Origin of the sequence: Pseudonocardia pini, assembly GCF_013870575.1 — a bacterium.
GTDB classification, from domain to species: Bacteria; Actinomycetota; Actinomycetes; order Mycobacteriales; family Pseudonocardiaceae; genus Pseudonocardia; species Pseudonocardia pini.
Genome location: NZ_JACBXB010000019.1, coordinates 1 through 20,341, shown reverse-complemented (window position 1 = coordinate 20,341; position 20,341 = coordinate 1). Strand labels below are relative to the sequence as shown.

Genomic DNA, 20,341 nt, shown 5'->3' with positions numbered 1-20,341 from the left:
GAGGTCCTGCGGGGTCAGCCCGCCGAGCCGCTCGTAGACCACTACCCCCGGCAGCGGCTGGGGCCCGCTGAAGCGCGCCAGCTCCTGACCCGCCACCGTCGACTCGGCGTCCGCGGGCAGGAACGTGCTGCTGTCGTTGGTCTGGACCTCGCCCAGCCTGCCCTGGAACGGCCCGCCGATCCCCCCGACGACGAGCCATGCCAGCAGCACGAGAGCGGGGACCAACCAGCGGCGGAGACGGGACGAGCCGTCCGATTCGGGGCGCACCGGACAAGATTATCTCCATCATCGAGACTTCCGCGCGGCGGCCTGGTCGACGGGTCGCGGGTCCGTCGGTCACGTGCAGGGTGCCCCGCCGTCGGTGTCGAGAACCGGTCCGTCGAGCGGAGGTGACGTCGTCCGAGCCCTCGGCGAGTCAGGGGATGAGGATCAGCTTGCCCCGGACGTGGCCCGCCTGGCTCAGCTCGAGCGCCTTGACGGCCTCGGCGAGCGGGATCCGGTCCTGGATGGAGAAGCGGATGATTCCCTGCTCGGCCAGCGCCACCACGGCGGGGTACCGGTCCGGGTGGGCGACGACGGCGGCGATCCCCGCCGCGGTGGCGTGCTCGTCCGAGACGGCGGTGACCGCGCGGGAGAGATCGGGCAGCAGCGCCTGCGTCGCGGCGGTCGACCCGGCCCCGCCCACGGAGTCGAAGACGGCCGTGACAGTCCCCAGCGCCCGGACCGCCTCCACCAGGCCGTCGCCGTACGCGACGGGCTCCGCGCCGATGGAGGCGAGGTACTCGTGGTTGCCGGGCGACGCCGTCCCGATCACCCGGGCACCGAGGCCGCGGGCGATCTGCACCGCGGCCGAGCCGACCCCACCCGCCGCGCCGTGGACCAGCACGGTGTCGCCGGCGGCGACTCCGATCTGGTGGACGGCCGAGTACGCGGTGCCCGCCGCGGCGGGCAGCGAGGCGGCCTGCTCGAAGTCGATGCTCGCGGGCTTCGCGAGGAGCTCCGCCGCCTCGACGATCGCCTCCGCGCGGTAGCCGCCCATGAAGCCGGTCCAGATCACCTCGTCGCCGACCGCGACGCCCTCGACGTCCGGCCCCACGGCCGCGACGACTCCCGCACTCTCGGTGCCCGGCACCGCCGGGAACGTCAGCGGGCGGAAGTCCCTCATGTACCCCGCGATGATCTTCCAGTCCACCGGGTTCACCGCGATCGCCCGGTTGACCAGCCGCACCTGGCCCGGGCCCGGCTCGGGCAGCTGCTGGTCGCCGTGTCGCAGCACCGTCGGGCCGCCGTACTCCTCGAAGTAGATCTGCGCGCTCATGGTCGTGCTCCTTCCGAGACCTGGTCAGGGGTGGACGTCCGCGCGGCACGACCCGACCCCGGCATCGGGGTGGCGGGTCGGCAGGGACAGGTCGACACCACGTCGAGGCTACGTCCGGGGCCGGCGGATCGTGGGAGCAGCCGTGTGATCCCCGCGACGCCGGAGGACCCACCGCGCGAGGTGTCACCCCTCCTGCTGACGCCTGTCATGCCGGCCGGTGATGGCCGGTACTGCCGGTGAGGGCGGCGTGCCCGGCAGGGTCGGGGTATGCGTCCGACCTGGAGGTCAGTCCTGTCCCGCACCACCGCCCTCGTCGCCGCCGCGGTGGTGGTCGCCGGTTGCGCGGCCGGCGCGGAGCCCGCCGAGGCGGTCCCCGCACCGCCCGTGCCCCCACCGGTCGCCTGGGCCGAGTGCGGTCCGAACCTCGACTGCGCGACCGTCGAGGTGCCCCTCGACTACGCCGAACCCGAGGGCAGGCAGGTCCCGATCGCCGTCGTGCGGCACCGGGCGGGCGACCCGGCGCAGCGGATCGGCAGCCTCTTCTACAACCCGGGCGGGCCGGGCGCCCCGGCGACGGACGTCGTGCGGGGCATCGGCACGATGCCCGGCGCGGGCTACTTCTCGCCGGACGTGGTGGCGCGCTTCGACATCGTCGGGATGGACCCGCGCGGGATCGGGGACTCCGGCGAGGTCCGCTGCCTGAGCGACGACCAGCGCCGCGCGCAGCTGTCCCGAGACGGCGACCCCGCCGTCGTCGGCGGACGGCCGGAGGCGGAGCTCGTGGCGGACGCCGACGAGCTCGCGGCGGGCTGCGCCGCGAACCAGGACCCCGCGTACCTGGCGAGCCTGTCCACCGACACCGTCGCCCGCGACATGGACCAGGTCCGGGCCGCGCTCGGCGAGCGGCAGCTGACCTACCTCGGCGCCTCCTACGGGACGCTGCTCGGCGCCACCTACGCCACCCTGTTCCCGCAGAGCGTCCGGCAGATGGTCCTCGACGCGCCCGCGGACCCCGACCTCTGGCGAAACGATCCGCTCGAGGCGACCACCCAGCAGGCCGTGGCCGGGGAACGGGCGCTCGACCTGTGGTTCGAGACCTGCCGCACCGAGGGCGCCGCGACGTGCCCCTTCGGCGCCGGTGACCCCGAGGCCGCCTTCGACGCCCTGGTCGACCGGCTCGAGGCGCAGCCGATCGCGGTGCCCGCAAGCCCGACCGGCGTCCCGGCGGGCACGCTCGACGGCTACTGGGCCCTGGTCGCCGCCCGTACCGCCGTGTTCGACCGCACGCTGTGGCCGGTGCTCACGGCCGGGCTCCTCACCGCCGAGCAGGGCGACGGCACTCTGCTGTGGACACTCGCGATGGCCTTGACCATGGACCCGGAGACCGGCGCCCCGAACGGGCTGACCGAGACCAACCTGGCCGTGAACTGCATGGACCGGGCGGTGCCCACCGATCTCGCCGCCCACACCGCGCAGGCCGCGACCGCCTCCGCGCAGACCCCCCGGTTCGCGACGGCGTCCGGCTACAACTGGCTGTCCTGCGCGAGCTGGCCCGTCCAGAACACCGACCGGTACACCGAGCGGCTGACCGGGGCGGGCGCACCGCCGATCCTGGTCGTCGGCGGCCGGGTGGACTCCCAGACCCCCTACCCCTGGGCCCAGGCGATGGTGGACGACCTCGAGTCCTCCGTCCTGCTGACCCGCGAGGGCATCGGGCACGGCTCCTACCGCACCAGCGGCCCGTGCATCGACACCGCGGTGGACGCGACGCTGATCGACGGGGTCCTCCCCGCCGACGGCACGGTCTGCGCCCAGGAGCCGCCCGCCACGACCGCACCCGCGGTGCTCGGCGGCGGCTGACCCCCCTGCCGAGGGGCCCCCGACACACGAGGAATCCGGCTCGGGAACGCGCCGGGGTGGCTACGTCGCGTACTCGTCGCGCTTGCGGGGCCAGTCGGAGAAGTCCTCACCCCGGCCCATGGGGGCGCGGTCCAGGAGCTGCCAGGTGGCGTTGAGGGCCTCGGTGCCGCGGTCGTAGGTCGAGTAGGTGTGGTAGACGACCCCGTCCTCGAGGGCGAAGCAGCTCAGCGCCATCAGCTCCATCACGTCGAGCATGCTGCCGCTGCCCGAGCCGTAGTCCCGTCCCGGCGTGGAGACGTGCATGTACTCGAAGAAGTCGGCGTCGAAGTCGCTGCCCTCGGACGACACCCACTCGACCGCCCAGCCCATCCGCTGCTTGTAGGCGGTGAGCACCGGGAGGGGCGAACGCGAGGCGAGGACGAACGTGACGTCCCGCTGCGCGAGGTGGGGCACCGCGCCGACCAGGTTGTCCGTCTCGAAGGTGCAGCCCGGGCAGCCCTCGGGTGTGTTCGGCCCGTGCATGAAGTGGCGCACGATCAGCTGCGAGCGTCCGTCGAACAGCTCGGCGAGCGTGCGCGGGCCTGCCGTGGTGTCGAAGCGGTACCGCTTCTCGACCGGCACCCAGGGCAGCTGCTGCCGCTCCCTCGCGAGCTCGGTGGACCGGCGGGTCAGCTCCTTCTCCTTCGCCAGCTGTCGTTCGTGGGCGGCTCGCCACTGGTCGCGTGTCGCGGTCGCGTGCGTGGGCATCGTGTCCTCCCGGATCGGCGGGTGAGTACCGGGGGTGGACTCCCGGCGGCGCCGGGACTCATCGGTCGCCCATCCCCACCACAGCCGCGTTCGGCACCGACGGGACCGGCCGTCTGCCGTACGTTCCCCCCGTGACCCTACGGCGGAGTGGTCAGGGCGAGGAGCAGCCCGCGGGCCGACGACTGGAGCTGTTCGACGCCTTGACCGACGCCGCGCGCGAGGACTTCGTGGCGAGCGCCGTGCCGCGGACGGTGCCGGCCGGGGCCCGGGTCTACACCCAGGACGACCGGCAGCGGGTCATGTACCGGATCGTCGAGGGGCGGGTCTGGCTGTCGTACTCGCGGCCGGACGGCCGGGAGCTGCGCTACGGGCTGGTCGGCCCGGGGGAGTGTCTGGGGATCAGCTCGCTGGTGGACGGCCAGGGGCTGCCGCAGAGCGCCACGGCCCGCACCGACGTGGTCCTGCAGGTGATCACCCGTGACGCGTTCGCCCGGCTCCGCCGGACCCACTCCTGTGTGGACGACGCCCTGATGCGCTCGATGCTGCGGGACATCCGGATCCTGATCGGCTACCTGGCGGAGGCCTCGCTCGACGAGCTCCCCGTCCGCGTCGCACGCCGGTTGCTGCTGCTCTCCGCGCCGGACCGGGCCGGGGTCCCGGTCGTCGGCCTGCCCCAGGCGGAGCTCGCGGCGGTCTTCGGGGTGTCGCGGCAGAGCCTGAACAAGGTGGTCAAGGCCTTCGAGGCAGAGGGGCTGGTGCGGCTGGCGTACGGCGAGATCCGGCTCGTCGACGTGCCCGCGCTGCGGGACCGCGCGGGAGCGGACGAACTGTCGGCCTCTTGACAGAGTGGGACCTGGGTCACTGCCTAGCGTTCGGACATCGTCGCGAGGCCGGGACGTCCGTCCTCCGCAGGCGACCGCGCCCGGAGGAGCCGCCCCATGCCCACGCCCCCTGTCACACCCCGCCGCCGGCTCGTCGGCGGCTTCGTCGGCACGTTCGTCGAGTGGTACGACTTCCTGGTCTACGGGCTGTCGGCCCCGGTGCTGGCCGCTCTGTTCTTCCCCCAGAGCAGCCCGACGGCCGCGTTGCTCGGCACGTTCGGCGTGTACGCCGTCTCGTTCCTGGTCCGGCCGCTCGGCGGGCTGTTCTTCGGGTCGCTCGGCGACCGCACCGGCCGGATCCGCGTGCTCGCGGTGACGGTCCTGCTGATGGGCGCGGCCACGATGCTCATCGGCGTCCTGCCCACCTACGCGAGCATCGGCATCGCCGCGCCCGCGCTGTTGCTGCTCTGCCGGATCGCGCAGGGCTTCTCCGCGGGGGGTGAGACCTCCGGCGGGCTCAGCTACATCCTCGAGTCCGCGCCCGCGGACCGCCGCGCCCGCTGGATCGGCCTCGCCGTGGCGATGTCCTGGCTGCCCGCCGTGGTGGCGTCGCTGCTGATCCTGGGCCTGCGCGCCGGGATGGGCACGGAGGCCTTCCTGGCCTGGGGCTGGCGGGTCCCGTTCCTCCTGGGCGGCGTGTTCGCGATCGTCGGGCTGTGGCTGCGGTCCCGGCTCGACGACCCCGAGGAGTACGTCGAGTCGGCCCGCGAGGAGAAGCCCGCCAACCCGATCCGCGAGGTGCTGCGCTCGGACCTCAGGCCCATCGTGCTGGTGGCGCTGCTCGTGGCCGTCCAGGCCGTGGGGGCGTACCTGCTGCTCAGCTACCTCTACACCTACCTGACGACGGTCGTGCAGCTCGGCGCCACCGCCGCCCTGCTGACCAACGCGGGCGCCGTCGTGGTGATGGCGCTGCTGATGGTCCCGTTCGGGAGGCTGGCCGACACGCGGGGCCGCAAGCCGCTGATGATCGCGGGCGCCCTCTGGCTGCTCGTGGGCTCGTGGCCCGCCCTGCTGCTCGTCGGGAACGGGGGAGCCCTCGGCGCGTTCCTCGGCCAGGTCGTCCTCGCCGTGGGCGTCGCGCTGTTCGCCGCGGGCGGCTTCGTGACGATGGTCGAGCTGTTCTCCACCTCGGTCCGCGTGACCGGGCACGCCATCGGCTACAACGTCGGCTACGCGGTCTTCGGCGGCACGACGCCGCTGGTCGCGGCCGCCCTCGTCGCGGCGACGGGGTCCGCGATCGCGCCCGCCTTCTACCTCATGGCGATCGCCGCCGTCGGCCTGCTGGTCGTGCTGCGGACCGCCGAGACGCGCGGCACCCGGCTGCGCACCGCCTCCACCTCGGAGAACCCCGCCGAACTGTCGCCGCGTTGACAGTGTCCGGCCGTCCCCGGTCCCTACGGTCGAGAGACCACGCACAAGGAAGGTGTGTCCGATGACGCGCATGCACCTGCACGGGTTCAAGATCGCCGGAGTCGGCCACACCGCCGTCGGCACCTGGCGCAACCCGGCCAACCAGGAGTCCCGCTACACCGATCTGGACTACTGGACCAGCACCGCCCGCACGCTCGAGGCCGGCATGTTCGACAGCCTGTTCCTCGCGGACTTCCCGGGCATCAACGACGTCTACGGCGGCAGCGCCGACACCGCGCTGCGCGAGGCGATCGCCGTCCCGATCAACGACCCGACGATGGCGATCTCCGCGATGGCGGCGGTCACCGAGCACCTCGGGTTCGCGGTCACGGCGTCCACGACCTACGAGCAACCGTACTCGTTCGCCCGCCGGATGACGACGCTGGACCACCTCACCAAGGGTCGGCTCGGCTGGAACGTCGTCACCTCCGCGACCGCGAGCGCCGCCCGCAACCTGGGCCGCGCAGCGCAAGTCCCGCACGACGAGCGCTACGCGATCGCCGAGGAGTTCCTCGAGGCCGTCTACGCGCTCTGGGAGGGCAGCTGGGAGGACGGTGCGGTGGTCCGCGACCCCGCGACCGGGTACGTCGACCCCTCGAAGGTGCACCCCGCGGCGCACTCCGGGAAGTACTTCTCGGTGCCGGACCCGTTCCTCTGCGAGCCGTCCCCGCAACGCACCCCCACCCTGTTCCAGGCCGGGGCCTCCGCGGCGGGCAAGGACTTCGCCGCGAAGCACGCCGAGGCGGTGTTCCTCGTCGAGACCGATCCCCGCCGGATGCGGGCGACCGTGGCGGACATCCGGTCCCGCACCGACCGGGACCCGGCCTTCATCGCCGGGGTGTCCGTGGTCGTGGCCGAGACCGACGAGGCGGCGCGGCGGAGGTTCGAGAACCTGGTGTCCTACGTGAGCGCCGAGGGCACGCTCGCCCGGCAGTCCGCGCTGATGCAGCTGGACTTCGGGGCGGCCGACATCGACTCGCCGCTGCGGTTCGTGGAGACCGACGGGATCCGGTCGTTCCTGGAGCGGTTCACCGTCGGCGATCCCGACCGGGTCTGGACCCCCCGCCAGGTCGCGGAGCAGATGGCCCGCTCGCTGGGCGCCATCACCGTCGTCGGCTCACCGACGACGGTGGCGGACCGCCTGCAGGAGATCCAGGAGGCCGGCGGGATCGACGGCTTCAACGTCTACGACAACGACCCGCTGCGCACGTTCCCGGACTTCGTCGAGATGGTCGTGCCGGAGCTGCAGCGCCGCGGGGTCGTCCCCACCGAGTACCCGGGGAAGACGTTGCGGGAGAACGTGACCGGTGGCGGCCCGCGGCTGCCGCTCGGCCACCCGGGAGAGGCCTACCGCAAGGTCCCGGTGTCGCGATGACCGTCCTGATCCCTGCCTTCGACGCCGACGTGCGGGCGCCGGGCTGGTCCGTCGGGACCGGCGGATGGGACACCCACGCCCACGTCTTCGGCCCCGAGTCGGACTGGCCGTACGCCGCCGACCGCGCCTACACCCCGCCGGACGCCACCCCCGCGGACTACCTGCGGACGCTCGACGCCCTGGGGCTGAGCCACGGCGTCCTGGTCCAGCCCAGCTGCTACGGCACCGACAACTCGCGGCTGCTCGCCGCGCTGGCGATCCACCCGGACCGGTTCGTCGGGGTCGTCGACATGCCGCTGGAGGATCTCCGGCCGCTGCCGGGGGTGCGCGGGCTGCGGCTGCGCTGGCCCGCCCTCCAGGACCGGATCCACGAGATCGTCCCGGTCCTGCGGGCCCTCGGCTGGCACGCCGACGTGCTGGTCGACCGCACGGACTCGCTGCCTGCGCTGTTCGAGGCGATCACCGACCTCCCCGTCGTGGTCGAGGCGATGGGCAGCCCGCACGCGGGTGAGGCCGTCGCGAGCCGCGGGTTCGGCGCGCTGCGCGAGTGGCTCGCTGCGGGCGAGGGCTGGGTCAAGCTCTCCCACCCCTACGCGATCGACGGCCACGGCCCCGGGCCGTACCCGCACTCCGAGCGCTTCGCCCGCGCGCTGGTCGAGGCCGCCCCGGACCGCTGCGTCTGGGGCTCCGACTGGCCGCACCCGATGAAGGTGGGCCCGGTGCCCAACGACGGCACCCTGCTCGACCTGCTGCCGCGGTGGGTCGGCGGCGCGGAGACCGCCCGCGCGGTCCTCGCCACCAACCCCCTCTCCCTCTACGGAAGGCCGTGAACATGAGCAAGCCCGTGGTCGTCGTCTCGGCCCCCATCCACCCCGCCGGACTGGAGCTGCTTCGCCCGCACGTCGAGCTGCGCGAGGTCCACCACGGACCCGGCATCGCCGCCGGCGCGAGCGCCGAGGAGTTCGCCGCCGCCATGGCGGACGCCGACGCGGTCGTGATCCGGTCCGTCCCGCTTCCCGCCGACCTGCTGCGGAACAGCCCGACGCTGAAGGTCATCGCCAAGCACGGCGCCGGCCTGGACTCCGTCGACCTCGACGCCGCGACCGAGCTGGGGATCATCGTCGCCACCAGCGGCAACGCCAACTCCGGCAGCGTCGCCGAGCACGCCGTCGCGCTGATGCTCGCCGTGATGCGCCGCATCCCCGAGCTCGACGCGCTGGTCCGCGCCGGGGGCTACCGCGAGCGCGAGCGGCTCAGCGCCTTCCCCGACCTGTTCGGCTCCACCGTCGGGATCGTGGGCTACGGCAACATCGGCCGGGCCGTCGCGGAGATGCTGGTCGGGTTCCGCTGCGAGATCCTCGTGCACGATCCCTTCGTCGAGGACTCCCTGTCGCTGGACGAGCTCCTGGAGCGCTCGGACGTCGTCACGCTGCACCTGCCGCTGACCGAGGAGACCCGGCACGTCATCGGGGCCGCCGAGCTCGCGCGGATGAAGCCCGGCGCGATCCTGGTGAACACCTCGCGCGGCGGGACCGTGGACGAGGAGGCGCTGACCAAGGCCTTGGCGGACGGCACGATCCGAGCCGCCGGCCTGGACGTGTTCGAGCAGGAGCCGCCGGACGTCAGCGCACCGCTGTTCGCGGCGCCGAACGTCGTGCTCACCCCGCACGCGGGCGGCGGGACCGAGCTGGCCCGCGTGCGGGCGGCCACCGAGTCCGCCGAGGCCGCGCTCGCGGTCCTGCGCGGCGAGCAGCCTCGGTACGTCTTCAACACCGCCGTGCTGGGCCACGACCGGGCAGGAGTGAGCTCGTGACCGTCTACCTGCGGATCCCCGCCGCCGATCCCGAGCTGCTGGCCGCCGTCGAGGAGTGCGCGGTCGCCGACCTGCACGAGGCCATGGGCTCCGTGCTCGGCTTCGACCTCGGCCGCGCGGCCCTGCTCGACCCGGCCATCCGGCCGCTCGTCCGTGGGGTGCGGATCTCGGGCCAGGCCGTCACCGTGCGGACCAACCCGACGGACGGGCTCTACGGGCACCGCGCCATCCGGCTGCTCCAGCCCGGGCAGATCCTCGTCGCGAGCACCGGCGGGTTCTCGTCCGCGGCGATGTTCGCCGAGCTCACGGCCCTGGCCGCGCGGGCGAACGGGGCCCGGGGCGCCGTCGTCGACGGGCCGGTCCGGGACTCCGACGCGCTCGAGGAGATGGGCTTCCCCGTCTGGTCGCGCGGCACCTACGCCGGGCACACCGACAAGGCCGGGCCGGGCGCGGTGAACGTGCCCGTCGTGTGCGGAGGGGTGCTGGTCGAGCCGGGCGACGTGGTCGTCGCGGACGGCGACGGCGTGATCAGCCTGCCGCTGGCCTCGGCGGCCGCGGTGGTGGCCGCGGCGCGCACGCGCGTCGAGCGTGAGAAGGGCATCCGCGCGGCGATCGACCGCGGCGAGCAGCTCTTCGACCTCCTCGGGCTTCAGGTCCCGGAGGAGTACGACCGTGCGTGGAAAGACTGAGAAGGACTGAGCCATGACCGCTCTCACCGACCGCTACCTGCTCGACACCGGCACCGTCCACCTCACCGGGGTGCAGGCGCTCGCCCGGCTGCCCCTCGACGTCCGACGCTCCGACCGGCGCGCGGGCCGCGACACCGGGGTGTTCGTCTCCGGATACGAGGGCTCGCCGCTCGCGGGCTACGACCTGGAGCTCGCCCGGCAGCGCGCGCTGCTGGCGGAGGAGGAGATCGTCTTCCGGCCCGCCGTGAACGAGGAGCTCGCCGCCACCGCGGTGGCGGGCACCCAGCTCGCCGCCACTCGCGAGGACAAGACCGTCTCCGGCGTCGCGGCCTTCTGGTACGGCAAGACGCCGGGTCTGGACCGCGCCGCGGATGCGCTGCGGCACGCCAACCTCCAGGGCACGCACCCGGAGGGCGGGGCGGTCGTCCTGGTCGGCGACGACCCGGGCGCCAAGTCCTCGACGGTGCCGGGCACCTCCGAGCGCACGCTCGCCGACCTCGGGATGCCGGTGCTCAGCCCGGCCGACCCGCAGGAGGTCCTCGACCTGGGCCTGCACGCGGTGGCGATGTCCCGCGCGTCGGGCCTCTACGTGGGGCTCAAGATCGCCACGCAGGTGGCCGACGGCGCCGGGCTGGTCCGGGTCGACCCGGACCGCGTCGTGCCGGTCATGCCGGACGGGGGGTTCCGGCACACCGTCACCGCCCAGCTCGCGCAGCCGGTCATCGGGCGGCTGGAGGAGTCCCTCTCGGGGGTCCGGCTCGCGACCGCGCTGAGGTATGCGCAGCTCAACCGGCTGAACCGGATCACGGGGGCGCCGGACGCGCAGGTCGGGATCGTGTGCGCCGGGACGACCGCGCTCGCCGTCGAGCAGGCGCTGGAGAAGCTGGGTGCGCGGGCCCGGGTGCTGCGGCTGGGCATGGTCTCCCCGCTCGACCCGGAGATCGTGGCGGAGTTCGCGGCCGGGCTGACAGAGATCGTCGTCGTCGAGGAGAAGCGGCCGCTGGTCGAGACCGCGGTCAAGGAGATCCTCTACGGGCAGCAGGGCGCGCCCCGGGTCTCCGGCAAGAAGGACCCCGAGGGCCGCGCGCTGCTGTCGCACTCCGGCGAGCTGGGCGCGGACGCGATCGCCCGCGCGCTGGCCCGTCGGCTCGGCCTGGAGGCCCCGGCCGCGCCGTCGCGGATCGCGCTGCCGCTCGTCACGCGCACGCCGTACTTCTGCTCGGGCTGCCCGCACAACAGCTCGACGAAGGTGCCGGACGGCACGCTCGTCGGCGGCGGCATCGGCTGCCACGCGATGGTGCTGCTGATGGACCCGACGCAGGTCGGCGACGTCACGGGGCTCACGCAGATGGGCGGCGAGGGTGCGCAGTGGATCGGCATGTCGCCGTTCCTGAAGACCGGCCACCTCGTGCAGAACCTGGGCGACGGCACCTTCCACCACTCCGGCAGCCTCGCGATCCGCGGCGCCGTGGCGGCGAAGGTCAACGTGACCTACAAGCTGCTGCACAACTCCGCCGTCGCGATGACCGGCGGGCAGCAGCCGGAGGGCCGGATGGACCTGCCCGCCCTGACCCGCTGGCTGCTCGCCGAGGGGGTGGCCCGGGTCGTCGTGACCACGGAGGACACCACGCGGTTCCGACGCGTGCGGCTCGCCCCGGGCGTGAAGGTGCGGCCCCGCGAGGACCTGATCGCAGTGCAGGAGGAGCTCGCGGCGGTGCCGGGCGTGACCGTCCTGATCCACGACCAGGAGTGCGCGACCGAGCTGCGCCGCAAGCGCAAGCGCGGCACCGTCGCCCCGGTCACCGAGAAGATCGTGATCAACGAGCGGGTCTGCGAGGGCTGCGGCGACTGCGGGGCGAAGTCCAACTGCCTGTCCGTTCAGCCGGTGGAGACCGAGTTCGGCCGCAAGACCCGGATCGACCAGCCCTCCTGCAACTCCGACCTCTCGTGCCTGCAGGGCGACTGCCCGTCGTTCCTCACGGTGCGGCCGGGGACGGTCGCCCGGCGCTCGCTCCCCGCGGACCCCGGTCCGCTGCCGGACCCCGTCGCCGTGGTGCCGACCGACCGGCACGTGCTGCGGATCGCCGGTGTCGGCGGCTCCGGGGTGGTCACGCTGTCGCAGATCCTCGGCGTGGCCGGGATGCTCGCCGGGCGGACCGTGTCCACGTTGGACCAGACGGGGCTGGCGCAGAAGGGCGGCGCGGTGATCGCGGACGTCGCGATCAGCGAGGGTCCGTGGGAGCGCGAGCCGAAGGCGTCGCCGGGGGAGGTGGACTGCTACCTCGGCGCGGACGTCCTGGTGGCGGCCGACCCGATGCACCTCGCGGCGGTGTCGGGCGACCGGACGCGCGCGGTGGTCTCCACCGCCGAGGTCCCGACCGGCCGGATGGTGTCCGATGTGGATGCCACGTTCCCGGAGCTCGCGTCGCTGACCGGCCGGATCTCGGAGGCGACGAAGGACGCCGTGTACGTCGACGCCCGGGCCCGCAGCCGCGCGCTGTTCGGCGACGACCAGTACGCGAACCTCTACCTCGCGGGCCAGGCCGTGCAGCGCGGGTCGCTGCCGCTGCCCGCCGAGGCGATCGAGGAGGCCATCGAGCTGAACGGGGTCGCCGTCGAGGCGAACCGGCTGGCGTTCCGGATCGGGCGGGCCGAGGCGCTGCGGCCCGCGGTCCTCGACCCGCCCCCCGATGCACGAACGGCACCCTCGCTCACACCTAGCGCACGAGCGGGCCGTTCGTTCAGCGCGGCACGGGTGCGGGAGCTGGTCGGGGCGGCGGAGGGGTCCGAGCTGGACCGGTTGCTGCAGATCCGGGTCCCGGACCTGGTCGGGTACCAGAATGTGCGGTACGCCCGGCGCTACGCCGAGGTCGTCGCGCGGGTGGCGCGGGCCGAGGAGTCGGCGGTGCCGGGTTCCACGGCGCTCACCGAGGAGGTGGCCCGGCAGCTGCACACGCTGATGGCCTACAAGGACGAGTACGAGGTCGCGCGGCTGTCGCTCGATCCCGCCCTCGACGCCGAGATCGCCGAGAAGTACGGCGCGGGCGCGAAGGTCTCCTACCGGCTGCACCCGCCGGTGCTGCGGGCGCTGGGGATGACACGCAAGATCAGCCTCGGCCCGTGGTTCCGGCCGGTGTTCCGCCTGCTCGCCGCCCTGCGACGGGTGCGGGGGACGAGGCTGGACCTCTTCGGCTACGCGGGGGTCCGCAGGCTGGAGCGGGACCTCGTGCGCGAGTACGTCGAGGTGGTGGACTCGCTGGTCGCGGCCCTGTCCGCGGACCGCCTCGCGCTCGCCGTCCGGATCGCCGCCCTGCCCGACGCGGTGCGCGGGTACGAGGAGATCAAGGTCCGCAACGCCGCGGCCTACCGGGCCGAGCTCGCCACGCTCCGCGCGCGGCTCACCGAGCCCGCGCCCGTCGACTGAAGGAGGATCCACGATGGACCTGGGACTGCGCGGACGGCGTGCGCTCGTCAGTGGCGCCACGCAGGGGATCGGGCGCGCCGTGACCGACGCGCTCGCCGCGGAGGGGACCGACCTGTTCCTGGTGGCCCGGGACGCCGAACGGCTGGCGCTCACGGCCAAGCAGGTCCGGGCGGAGTTCGGCGTGCGGTGCGACTGGCACTCGGCGGACTTCTCCGTGCCCGGTGAGGCGGGGGCCGCGGCCGAGGTGTGCGGCCCGGTCGACGTCGTCGTCAACAACGCGGGCCGGTCGCACCCGGCGACCCTGGAGACCGAGGCGGGGGAGTGGGCGGCGAGCCAGCAGCTGAACTTCCTGAGCCATCTCGAGGTGATCCGCACGGTGCTGCCGGGGATGCGGGAGCGGGGATGGGGCCGGATCGTGAACGTCACCGGCGCCGCCTACCGGGCCCCGCTCCAGCTCAACTCCGGCACGATCGCGAAGTACGGGCTGGTCAACGCGGCCAAGAACCTGGCACGGGAGGTCGCGCAGTCCGGCGTCACCGTCAACACGGTGACGGTGGGGTTCATCGACTCCCACCAGATGGGCTCGATCCACTACGCCGAGGCGGAGCACCGGCAGCAGATCGTGGACCGGCTGATCCCGATGGGCAGGTTCGGCCTGCCGCGGGAGGTGGCGGCCGCCGCCGCCTTCCTCGCCTCGGACCGCGCCTCCTACGTCACGGGAAGCACGGTCACGGTCGACGGAGGGGCCGACCCGACGCTGCTCTGAGCGGGGGACGTGCCGCCGGTCAGCCCGCAGGTGCCTCCCACACGAATCCGTCCGGGTCGTTGAAGGTGCCTGCGTCGCCGCCGATCGTGAGCCGGTGCGACCCTGCCCCGTCCGGGGAGACGCCGGCGTTCTTGGCGACCGCGCCGCGCTTGTTGAGCGCCAGCGTGACGCGACCGGTGTCGAGCTCGACGTACCGACTTCCGTAGCTCTTGGCCACGGTCAGGCCGTGGTCGACGTAGAACGTCCTGGTCGCGGCGACGTCGGTGACTCCCAGCTGGAGCACGATCGCGTCGATCCCCCGGGTGGCCGGACCGCTGTTCTTCTTCGTCGACGAGGCGACCGTCCAGACGGTGCCGTCGGGGGCCTGGACGGCGCCGCCGTAGCCCCACAGGGACTTCGAGGCCGGTTTGAGCACCGTCGCGCCGGCGTGGCGGGCGCTGTCGACCAGGCTGTCGGCGTCGGCGGGCCGGGACACGATCAGGGAGAGGGTGAACCCGCGGAAGCCGGTCGAGGGCTCCTGCGACGCGCGCACCCGAACCCTGTCGCCCACCACGTCGAAGGCGGTGGCGTAGAACGTCTCGGCGGCCGCGGCGTCGGCGGCCTCGACGGTGACGAAGTCGATGATTCCCATGCCGGTGAGGCTAGGAAGCGTCCGGGGGTCGACGCTTCTCGAATCCTGACCGATGCTGCTCGGGAACGCCCGATACCCCGCCTCGGCGACGACCTGGCAGCTCGCCGAGTGTCCGACCAGAACCGCGGCGTCGAGCCGAGCCGGGCGATGTACTCCAGGAGCCGGGTCGCCCCGCACTACCGCCGGCGTGCGGTGCCCCTTCGCTCGGCGACCGTGGCGGGTTCGACCTGGCCGGCGGTCACGGCGCGGGCGACGTCGGCCAGGCGCAGGTTGTTGCGTCGCGAGTAGTCCCGGAGCCGGTCGAACGCCTCGGCGATGGTGAGACCAGCCTGCTGGGCGAGGATGCCCTTGGCCTGCTCGATGACGACGCGGTTGTTGAGGGCCGTCTGCAGCTGTTCGGCCAGGACCTCGGAGCGGCGGATGGAGCGTTCGGCCAGGATGCCGATGGTCGCGACGTCGGCGAGGGCCTGGCCGAGAGCGAGGTCCTGGGCGGGGAGGGGGCCGGGGCGGTGGTGCATCAGGTTCAGCGCGCCGATGGCGTCCCCGCGCAGCCGGAGGGGCAGCGCGTGCACCGAGCGGAACAGCGACCGGCTGGTGGCGGCCTCGGTGAAGGCCGGCCAGCGGTCGGTGGTGGTGATGTCGGGTGCGCTGACCGGGGCGGCGTAGCGGAAGCACTGCATGCACGGTCCGTCGCCCGCCTGGAGCTGCAGCAGCTCGATGAACTCGGCGTCCTCGCTGGACGAGGCGACGGTGCGCAGCTCGCCGCCCGCGTCGGCGAGCATGATCGCGGCGGCGTCGGCGGCGAGCAGGTGGACGCAGTGGGTCACCAGCCGGTCCAGGAGGTCGAGCGTGTCGTAGTCGTCGACGAGGGTGTCTGCCAGCTCGACGAACGCGCGTCCGACCTGCCGTTCCCGGTCGGGGCGGGGGTCGCGTGCGGTCGGGTCGTCGAAACGCATCGGGGTTACCTCATCTCCTCGGTGAACCGGAACCGACGTGCCACCACGTCGCCGGCGACGTCGACCAATAGGCGCTGCTCCGCGAAGGCGTGTGCGCGCAGCCTCGCCAACGCCTCCTCGGAGCTGATCCCGAGCTGGGCCATGACCATCCCCGTGGCCTGATGGACCTCGGGACGGGAGAACACCCCCGGCCCCCACCCGTCACCGTCGCGGCCCCCATCGGGACTGCTCGAGGGAGGTCCGTCCGGCGCGGGCGGGGGGCGGGTGCGACGTCCGAGGAGCAACAGGGCGGCGGTGTCGGCGGCGGCGAGCGCGTCGCGCCATCCCGCACGGCTGAGCTCCCCGGGGGTGCACCGGTAGAGGTCCAGGACGCCGATGGTGGCTGCACCCCACTGCAACGGTAGGGCGAAGAGCGCCGCCACCGGGGTCTGTTCTGCGACCGCGGCGGCGAACACCGGCCAGCGGGCGGTCTCGGTGGTGTGGAACAGGTCCGGCACGAGGACCGGTGCACCGGTGGTGGCGGCCTCGATGCAGGCGCCCTCGTTCAGGCTGAACTGGAGGTCCTCGAGCCGCTGTGCGACGGAGTCGGTCGCCCACAGGGTCTCCCGTGCCGCCATGGCGGTCAGGAGCGACAACGCGGCGCCGTCGACGTCGAGACCCTCCACGCACGCCTGGCACAACCGCTCGCCGACGGACTGGTCGTCGAGCTCCTCGCCTGCCAGGTCGGCCAACGCCTCGGTGACGGCGCCCCGCTCACCCATCCCGGCGTCCTGGGGCCGGGACGGGTGCGGGCGGCGGGGCCGAACGGTCCACGATCCTCCGTCGGTGTCGGCGGCCTGGGGCAGCGGGTGTGGTCAGTGGATGTGGCGAGCAGGGTTGCTCCCGGCGAGAGCGCCGCCGGTGGGGCGCGGCACGAGGTCGAGTCCGGTCCGGCGCCACGCCCGGCACGGATCGGTGGTGCTCCTCTCGCGCGCGGTCCTCGGGCGCCGACGTCGGGGCCCCGGTTCCCCACCCCCCGGCGAGACCCCTCGTCGCAGAGCAGCCGGGCGGCCGTCGTCGAGGTCCGGTCGCCTGCCGTCACGACCCGGGATCACGGTCGCCGTCCCAACGCGTCCTGCAGGCAGCCGACCAGAGCCCTGTCGCCGTCGTCGTGTGAGCCGTCCAGGGCGACGAGCCGGTCCAGGACGGAGCGATAGGTGTCGACCCGGTGTCGGACCCCGCCGGTCCTGCTGGACGAGGGGCGGTCGACGGGCCGGAGCGGGTGGACGGCAGGCGCACGGCCTGCGCGCGCGCGGCCCACGGCGAAACCGTCGTCGATGGCCGTGATCGTGTCCGAGAAGCTGATCGGGACCGTGGAGACGGGCCACAACGCCGGCATGACGCGGGCCATCTGCGCAGGCACACTGCTGAGCACCAGGCGGGTCTTCGCAGCCGCGGCGTCGCCCGCCGCGGCGATGAGCATGCCCATTCCGTGCAGGGCACAGAAGCGCAGCGCTGACAGGTCGACGATCACCTCGGCCGGGCTGTGGTCGAGCACGGCCAGGAGGTGCCGTGCCACCCGGGGGACGCTGCAGAGGTCGAGATCCCCGCTGATCCACACGACGACGGTGGTCGACCCGCCCGGGGACCGCACCTCCGTCGTGGAGCACCGGGCATCCGAACCGGGCCCTCCCGAACTCGATGGCCCGGCGGAGTGCGTGCGAGGGCTCGGCCCTCCGGTCTCCGACGGCTCGGGACTCGCCGGAGAACCGGAGCCACTCGGATCGGGCGCCACGAGCAACCGGAGCGGACTGTGCGAGACGTCGTGGAACGGTGCTGCCATGCCAACCCCCGAAGCGACCATGATGGGTCACCGGGGTCCCGGGCGACGTCTGGACTCTACGGGGTCAGAGCCTGCGGGTCGACCGGAGTGCGTGAGGAGTCGAGCGGTCCCGCGCTGCTGCAGGAGGCCGAGGCGACGGTGGTGTGTCGTCGGTGCCCGGTGGTGCAGCTCGGTGGCGTCCTCGCACAGCCGGTGGAGAACGCCGTCGGCCACGGGCCACCGCCTACTCGGTGTCCACCTCCGCCTACCCCGGCGGGGCGCCGGAGGCACAGACGGCCTTCTACCAGCGCCTGCATCCGTGGAGCGGCGGCCGGTCGCTCTACACCTTCACCGCCCACCCGGACAACACCCCGGCGCGCTCGCAGGCGACCACCTCCACCCGTGTCGGTCCCGGCGCCGTCGGCATGGCCGCGCTGGTCGCCCTGGTCCTGGCCGCGATCCTCGTGGACCGCACGGTCGCCCGGGGTGAGTCGGTGGAGCTCATCGAGATCACCGCCGTCGCCACGTTCGCGGTGATGGGCGCCTGGGCGTTGGTCGACCCGGCGTCGGATGCCTTCCTCGCCTACTACGGCCGCGGTGTCGCCGCGCTGGTCCTGGCCGTGGTGATCGCGCTGTCGCTGGCGGGCACCTCGTTCACCGCGCAGTACGCCCGCGAGTCCACGCCTCGTGAGTACTGGGACTCCCCGCGGTTCCATGCGATCAACCGTAGGATCAGCGCCGCCTGGGCGGGCTCGCGGGCACGGACCTACCCCCTCGACGGCGAAACGACGGCGGCCGGGTCGGCGGGGCGTGATCGCCATTCGCGGCCCCCGGAGATCGACCAAGCCGTCCGGGATCACCCCGGGCCCCTCCGGCACCCCGCGGACGACCCGCGCGGTCGTCGACCCGGCGGCGAGCACCGTCCGCCGCGAGACGGTCTCCGACCTCGACGTGGACTTCCCCCGCATCGACGCGTCCGGCTACTCGGTGAGGTCGGGGAGAGTGAGGGTGGCGGCCTCGGCACGGGGGTCGTGGCATCCGCTCTGGCATCGACGACGACACGGAGCCGGCGGTCAGGGTGCAGGGAGGCCGGATCGCTCGTTAGGAGGGGCGTGCCAGCCCCTCCGGAGGTCGGCAGGTGCGCTCACCGTCGGTGGACAGGAGAACTCCTCCCGCACACGAGGTCCAGCACCTCGACGGGGAGGGTCTCACCGGCCCAGGCCACGTGCTGGTCGGGGCGGACGAGGAGGAGGTCGTGTCCGTAGCGGCTGCGGATCTGCTGCGGACGCAGGTCGAGGACGGTCAGGGGGACCCCCGAGCGGGTCGCGGCCGCCGCCGTGTCGCCCGAGTCGCCGCCGGCGAGCACCACGAGGGTGAGGCCGTCGCCGAGGCGGTCGTAGACGGAGGTGCCGTCCGGCAGCCAGGCGTGGGGGAGCCGGTGGCCGGGCCGCGCCGGACCGCTGCCGGGGACGACGACGGGGGAGGACTCGTAACCGGTCTCCAGGACGAGGTCGAGGGCATGGAACTCGGCGTGTTTCGTCTCCTGGATCCGCGCGTGCACGGCGGCGCGGGCGGCGTGGCCCGCCACCCCGTCCGCGTCGAGATCGAGGGCCATCAGGTCGGTGGACAGCACCGCCATGTTGGCGGTCGCCTCGGCGATCACCTTGTGCTGCACCGGTCGGCGCTCGGCCTCGTAGCTGTCGAGCAGCGTCGGCCCGCCCCACCCGTCGAGCACGGCGGCGAGCTTCCACCCGAGGTCCACGGCGTCGCCGACGCCGGTGTTGAGGCCGTGGCCCCCGAAGGGCGGGTTGAGGTGGGCGGCGTCCCCGGCGAGGAACACCCGGCCGACGCGGACGTGGTCCACGAGCTGCATCCGGGCGGTCCACGGGTCGGTGGAGAGGATCTCGACCTCGGTGTCGACGCCGGTGAGGGCTCGGACGAGGGCGGGGGCCTCGCGTGAGCCGGTGTCGCGGTCGACGCCGAACGCGATGCACCACCAGAGGTCGGTGCGGTCCAGCGGCCCGACGATCCCGGGCGCCTCGGGGTTGACGGTCCAGTACTGCACGGCGGGACCGTGGGTGACGTGGCGCCACAGCTCGGGCGCACGGAACACCATGCCGAAGTTCGGCCGCAACGCCTGCCCGCCGACGTACCGCGCGCCGATCCCCTCTCGGACGACGCTGCGGGGCCCGTCCGCCCCGACCACGTACTCGGCGGTGACGACGGCCCGGCGGCCGGCGGCGTCGACCAGGCCGACCTGCACCTCGTCGGGCTTCTGGTCCACGGTCTCGACGGACCAGCCGGTGGCGAGCACACAGGGGTCGAGGTCCGCGACGGTCTCGCGCAGCAGCTCCTCCAGTACGTACTGGGGGGCCTGCTGGCCCTGTTCGGGATAGCGTTCGCCGTCCGCGGCGAGGCCGAGCACGCCCCGGAAGCGGGAGAGCTCGCGCCCGGCCAGGGTCGTGCAGAAGACGATGTCCTGCGACCAGGCGACGGGCAGCGGGGCGCGTTCGCGGATCCGGTCGGCGAGACCCCAGCGGCGCAGGTGCTCCATGGTGCGGACATTGATCGTCTTGCACCGGGGCCGGGCCCGGGACACGGTCTCGCGCGGTTCCACGACCACGCACGCGATCCCGCGGCCGCCCAGCTCCACGGCCGTCGCGAGGCCGA

At 73.7% G+C, this 20,341-nt stretch carries 17 protein-coding genes and 1 pseudogene; 9 read left to right on the top strand and 9 right to left on the bottom strand.

Going from position 1 to position 20,341, the window contains the following annotated elements; translation table 11 throughout:
- Together H5J29_RS02835 and H5J29_RS02830 are read right to left on the bottom strand one after the other, a co-directional pair.
- A pseudogene (locus H5J29_RS02835) lies at window positions 1-267 on the bottom strand (MMPL family transporter); the annotation flags it as partial.
- A 148-nt stretch (window positions 268-415) separates the two neighbouring features.
- Entirely contained in the window at window positions 416-1,318 is a 903-nt protein-coding gene (locus tag H5J29_RS02830) for an NADP-dependent oxidoreductase (protein ID WP_181779317.1), read from the bottom strand.
- Window positions 1,319-1,585: 267 nt separating this feature from the next.
- Between H5J29_RS02830 and H5J29_RS02825 the strand changes: the two genes are divergently transcribed.
- Window positions 1,586-3,178: an alpha/beta hydrolase gene (locus H5J29_RS02825; RefSeq protein WP_181779316.1), complete on the top strand. Its 1,593-nt coding sequence runs from the start codon at window positions 1,586-1,588 to the stop codon at window positions 3,176-3,178.
- Between the two features lie 60 nt (window positions 3,179-3,238).
- On the opposite strand, the gene H5J29_RS02820 is transcribed toward H5J29_RS02825, so the two are convergent.
- Window positions 3,239-3,925 (bottom strand): DUF899 domain-containing protein, encoded by a 687-nt coding sequence (locus H5J29_RS02820; protein ID WP_181779315.1) that lies wholly within the window; start codon window positions 3,923-3,925, stop codon window positions 3,239-3,241.
- Window positions 3,926-4,056: 131 nt separating this feature from the next.
- Between H5J29_RS02820 and H5J29_RS02815 the strand changes: the two genes are divergently transcribed.
- The 8 genes from H5J29_RS02815 to H5J29_RS02780 all read left to right on the top strand — a co-directional run bounded on the left by H5J29_RS02815 (window position 4,057) and on the right by H5J29_RS02780 (window position 14,283).
- Window positions 4,057-4,767 (top strand): Crp/Fnr family transcriptional regulator, encoded by a 711-nt coding sequence (locus H5J29_RS02815; RefSeq protein ID WP_181779314.1) that lies wholly within the window; start codon window positions 4,057-4,059, stop codon window positions 4,765-4,767.
- Window positions 4,768-4,863: 96 nt separating this feature from the next.
- The gene (locus tag H5J29_RS02810) at window positions 4,864-6,177 is read left to right on the top strand and encodes an MFS transporter (protein ID WP_181779313.1); all 1,314 of its coding nucleotides are present in this window, start codon (window positions 4,864-4,866) and stop codon (window positions 6,175-6,177) included.
- A gap of 61 nt (window positions 6,178-6,238) precedes the next feature.
- Complete coding sequence (locus H5J29_RS02805; protein ID WP_181779312.1) at window positions 6,239-7,591, top strand: LLM class flavin-dependent oxidoreductase; 1,353 nt, start codon at window positions 6,239-6,241, stop codon at window positions 7,589-7,591.
- Complete coding sequence (locus H5J29_RS02800) at window positions 7,588-8,421, top strand: amidohydrolase family protein (protein WP_181779311.1); 834 nt, start codon at window positions 7,588-7,590, stop codon at window positions 8,419-8,421. The genes H5J29_RS02805 and H5J29_RS02800 overlap by 4 nt, the downstream gene beginning before the upstream one ends.
- 2 nt (window positions 8,422-8,423) lie before the next feature.
- Window positions 8,424-9,404, top strand: coding sequence for a hydroxyacid dehydrogenase (locus H5J29_RS02795; RefSeq protein WP_181779310.1), 981 nt, complete (start codon window positions 8,424-8,426; stop codon window positions 9,402-9,404).
- Window positions 9,401-10,093, top strand: a complete 693-nt coding sequence (locus tag H5J29_RS02790; RefSeq protein WP_181779309.1) for a 4-carboxy-4-hydroxy-2-oxoadipate aldolase/oxaloacetate decarboxylase — start codon at window positions 9,401-9,403, stop codon at window positions 10,091-10,093. The genes H5J29_RS02795 and H5J29_RS02790 overlap by 4 nt, the downstream gene beginning before the upstream one ends.
- Before the next feature lie 13 nt (window positions 10,094-10,106).
- Entirely contained in the window at window positions 10,107-13,517 is a 3,411-nt protein-coding gene (locus H5J29_RS02785) for an indolepyruvate ferredoxin oxidoreductase family protein (protein ID WP_181779308.1), read from the top strand.
- Window positions 13,518-13,530: 13 nt separating this feature from the next.
- The gene (locus tag H5J29_RS02780; RefSeq protein WP_181779307.1) at window positions 13,531-14,283 is read left to right on the top strand and encodes an SDR family NAD(P)-dependent oxidoreductase; all 753 of its coding nucleotides are present in this window, start codon (window positions 13,531-13,533) and stop codon (window positions 14,281-14,283) included.
- A gap of 19 nt (window positions 14,284-14,302) precedes the next feature.
- Here H5J29_RS02780 and H5J29_RS02775 read toward each other — a convergent pair whose 3' ends face one another.
- From H5J29_RS02775 to H5J29_RS02750, 6 genes are all read right to left on the bottom strand, one after another.
- Window positions 14,303-14,914, bottom strand: a complete 612-nt coding sequence (locus tag H5J29_RS02775; RefSeq protein WP_181779306.1) for a VOC family protein — start codon at window positions 14,912-14,914, stop codon at window positions 14,303-14,305.
- Window positions 14,915-15,090: 176 nt separating this feature from the next.
- Complete coding sequence (locus H5J29_RS02770; protein WP_181779305.1) at window positions 15,091-15,870, bottom strand: GAF and ANTAR domain-containing protein; 780 nt, start codon at window positions 15,868-15,870, stop codon at window positions 15,091-15,093.
- 5 nt (window positions 15,871-15,875) lie between these two features.
- The gene (locus tag H5J29_RS02765) at window positions 15,876-16,631 is read right to left on the bottom strand and encodes an ANTAR domain-containing protein (RefSeq protein ID WP_181779304.1); all 756 of its coding nucleotides are present in this window, start codon (window positions 16,629-16,631) and stop codon (window positions 15,876-15,878) included.
- 329 nt (window positions 16,632-16,960) lie between these two features.
- Window positions 16,961-17,692, bottom strand: coding sequence for an STAS domain-containing protein (locus tag H5J29_RS34645; protein ID WP_246393346.1), 732 nt, complete (start codon window positions 17,690-17,692; stop codon window positions 16,961-16,963).
- A gap of 319 nt (window positions 17,693-18,011) precedes the next feature.
- Window positions 18,012-18,176, bottom strand: coding sequence for a hypothetical protein (locus H5J29_RS02755; protein WP_181779302.1), 165 nt, complete (start codon window positions 18,174-18,176; stop codon window positions 18,012-18,014).
- Between the two features lie 639 nt (window positions 18,177-18,815).
- A partial coding sequence (locus H5J29_RS02750; protein ID WP_181779301.1) for an FAD-dependent monooxygenase occupies window positions 18,816-20,341 on the bottom strand: 1,526 nt, incomplete at its 5' end.

Excerpts from the sequence above, each read along its gene's own strand:
- H5J29_RS02820 (WP_181779315.1), bottom strand. The coding sequence starts at position 3,925 with ATGCCCACGCACGCGACCGCGACACGCGACCAGTGGCGAGCCGCCCAC.
- H5J29_RS02810 (WP_181779313.1), top strand. The coding sequence starts at position 4,864 with ATGCCCACGCCCCCTGTCACACCCCGCCGCCGGCTCGTCGGCGGCTTC.
- H5J29_RS02765 (WP_181779304.1), bottom strand. The coding sequence starts at position 16,631 with ATGGGTGAGCGGGGCGCCGTCACCGAGGCGTTGGCCGACCTGGCAGGC.
- H5J29_RS02805 (WP_181779312.1), top strand. The coding sequence starts at position 6,239 with ATGACGCGCATGCACCTGCACGGGTTCAAGATCGCCGGAGTCGGCCAC.
- H5J29_RS02800 (WP_181779311.1), top strand. The coding sequence starts at position 7,588 with ATGACCGTCCTGATCCCTGCCTTCGACGCCGACGTGCGGGCGCCGGGC.
- H5J29_RS02825 (WP_181779316.1), top strand. The coding sequence starts at position 1,586 with ATGCGTCCGACCTGGAGGTCAGTCCTGTCCCGCACCACCGCCCTCGTC.
- H5J29_RS02770 (WP_181779305.1), bottom strand. The coding sequence starts at position 15,870 with ATGCGTTTCGACGACCCGACCGCACGCGACCCCCGCCCCGACCGGGAA.
- H5J29_RS02780 (WP_181779307.1), top strand. The coding sequence starts at position 13,531 with ATGGACCTGGGACTGCGCGGACGGCGTGCGCTCGTCAGTGGCGCCACG.
- H5J29_RS02785 (WP_181779308.1), top strand. The coding sequence starts at position 10,107 with ATGACCGCTCTCACCGACCGCTACCTGCTCGACACCGGCACCGTCCAC.
- H5J29_RS34645 (WP_246393346.1), bottom strand. The coding sequence starts at position 17,692 with ATGGCAGCACCGTTCCACGACGTCTCGCACAGTCCGCTCCGGTTGCTC.
- H5J29_RS02755 (WP_181779302.1), bottom strand. The coding sequence starts at position 18,176 with ATGAGCTCCACCGACTCACCCCGGGCGACCGTGCGGTCCACGAGGATC.
- H5J29_RS02775 (WP_181779306.1), bottom strand. The coding sequence starts at position 14,914 with ATGGGAATCATCGACTTCGTCACCGTCGAGGCCGCCGACGCCGCGGCC.
- H5J29_RS02795 (WP_181779310.1), top strand. The coding sequence starts at position 8,424 with ATGAGCAAGCCCGTGGTCGTCGTCTCGGCCCCCATCCACCCCGCCGGA.
- H5J29_RS02830 (WP_181779317.1), bottom strand. The coding sequence starts at position 1,318 with ATGAGCGCGCAGATCTACTTCGAGGAGTACGGCGGCCCGACGGTGCTG.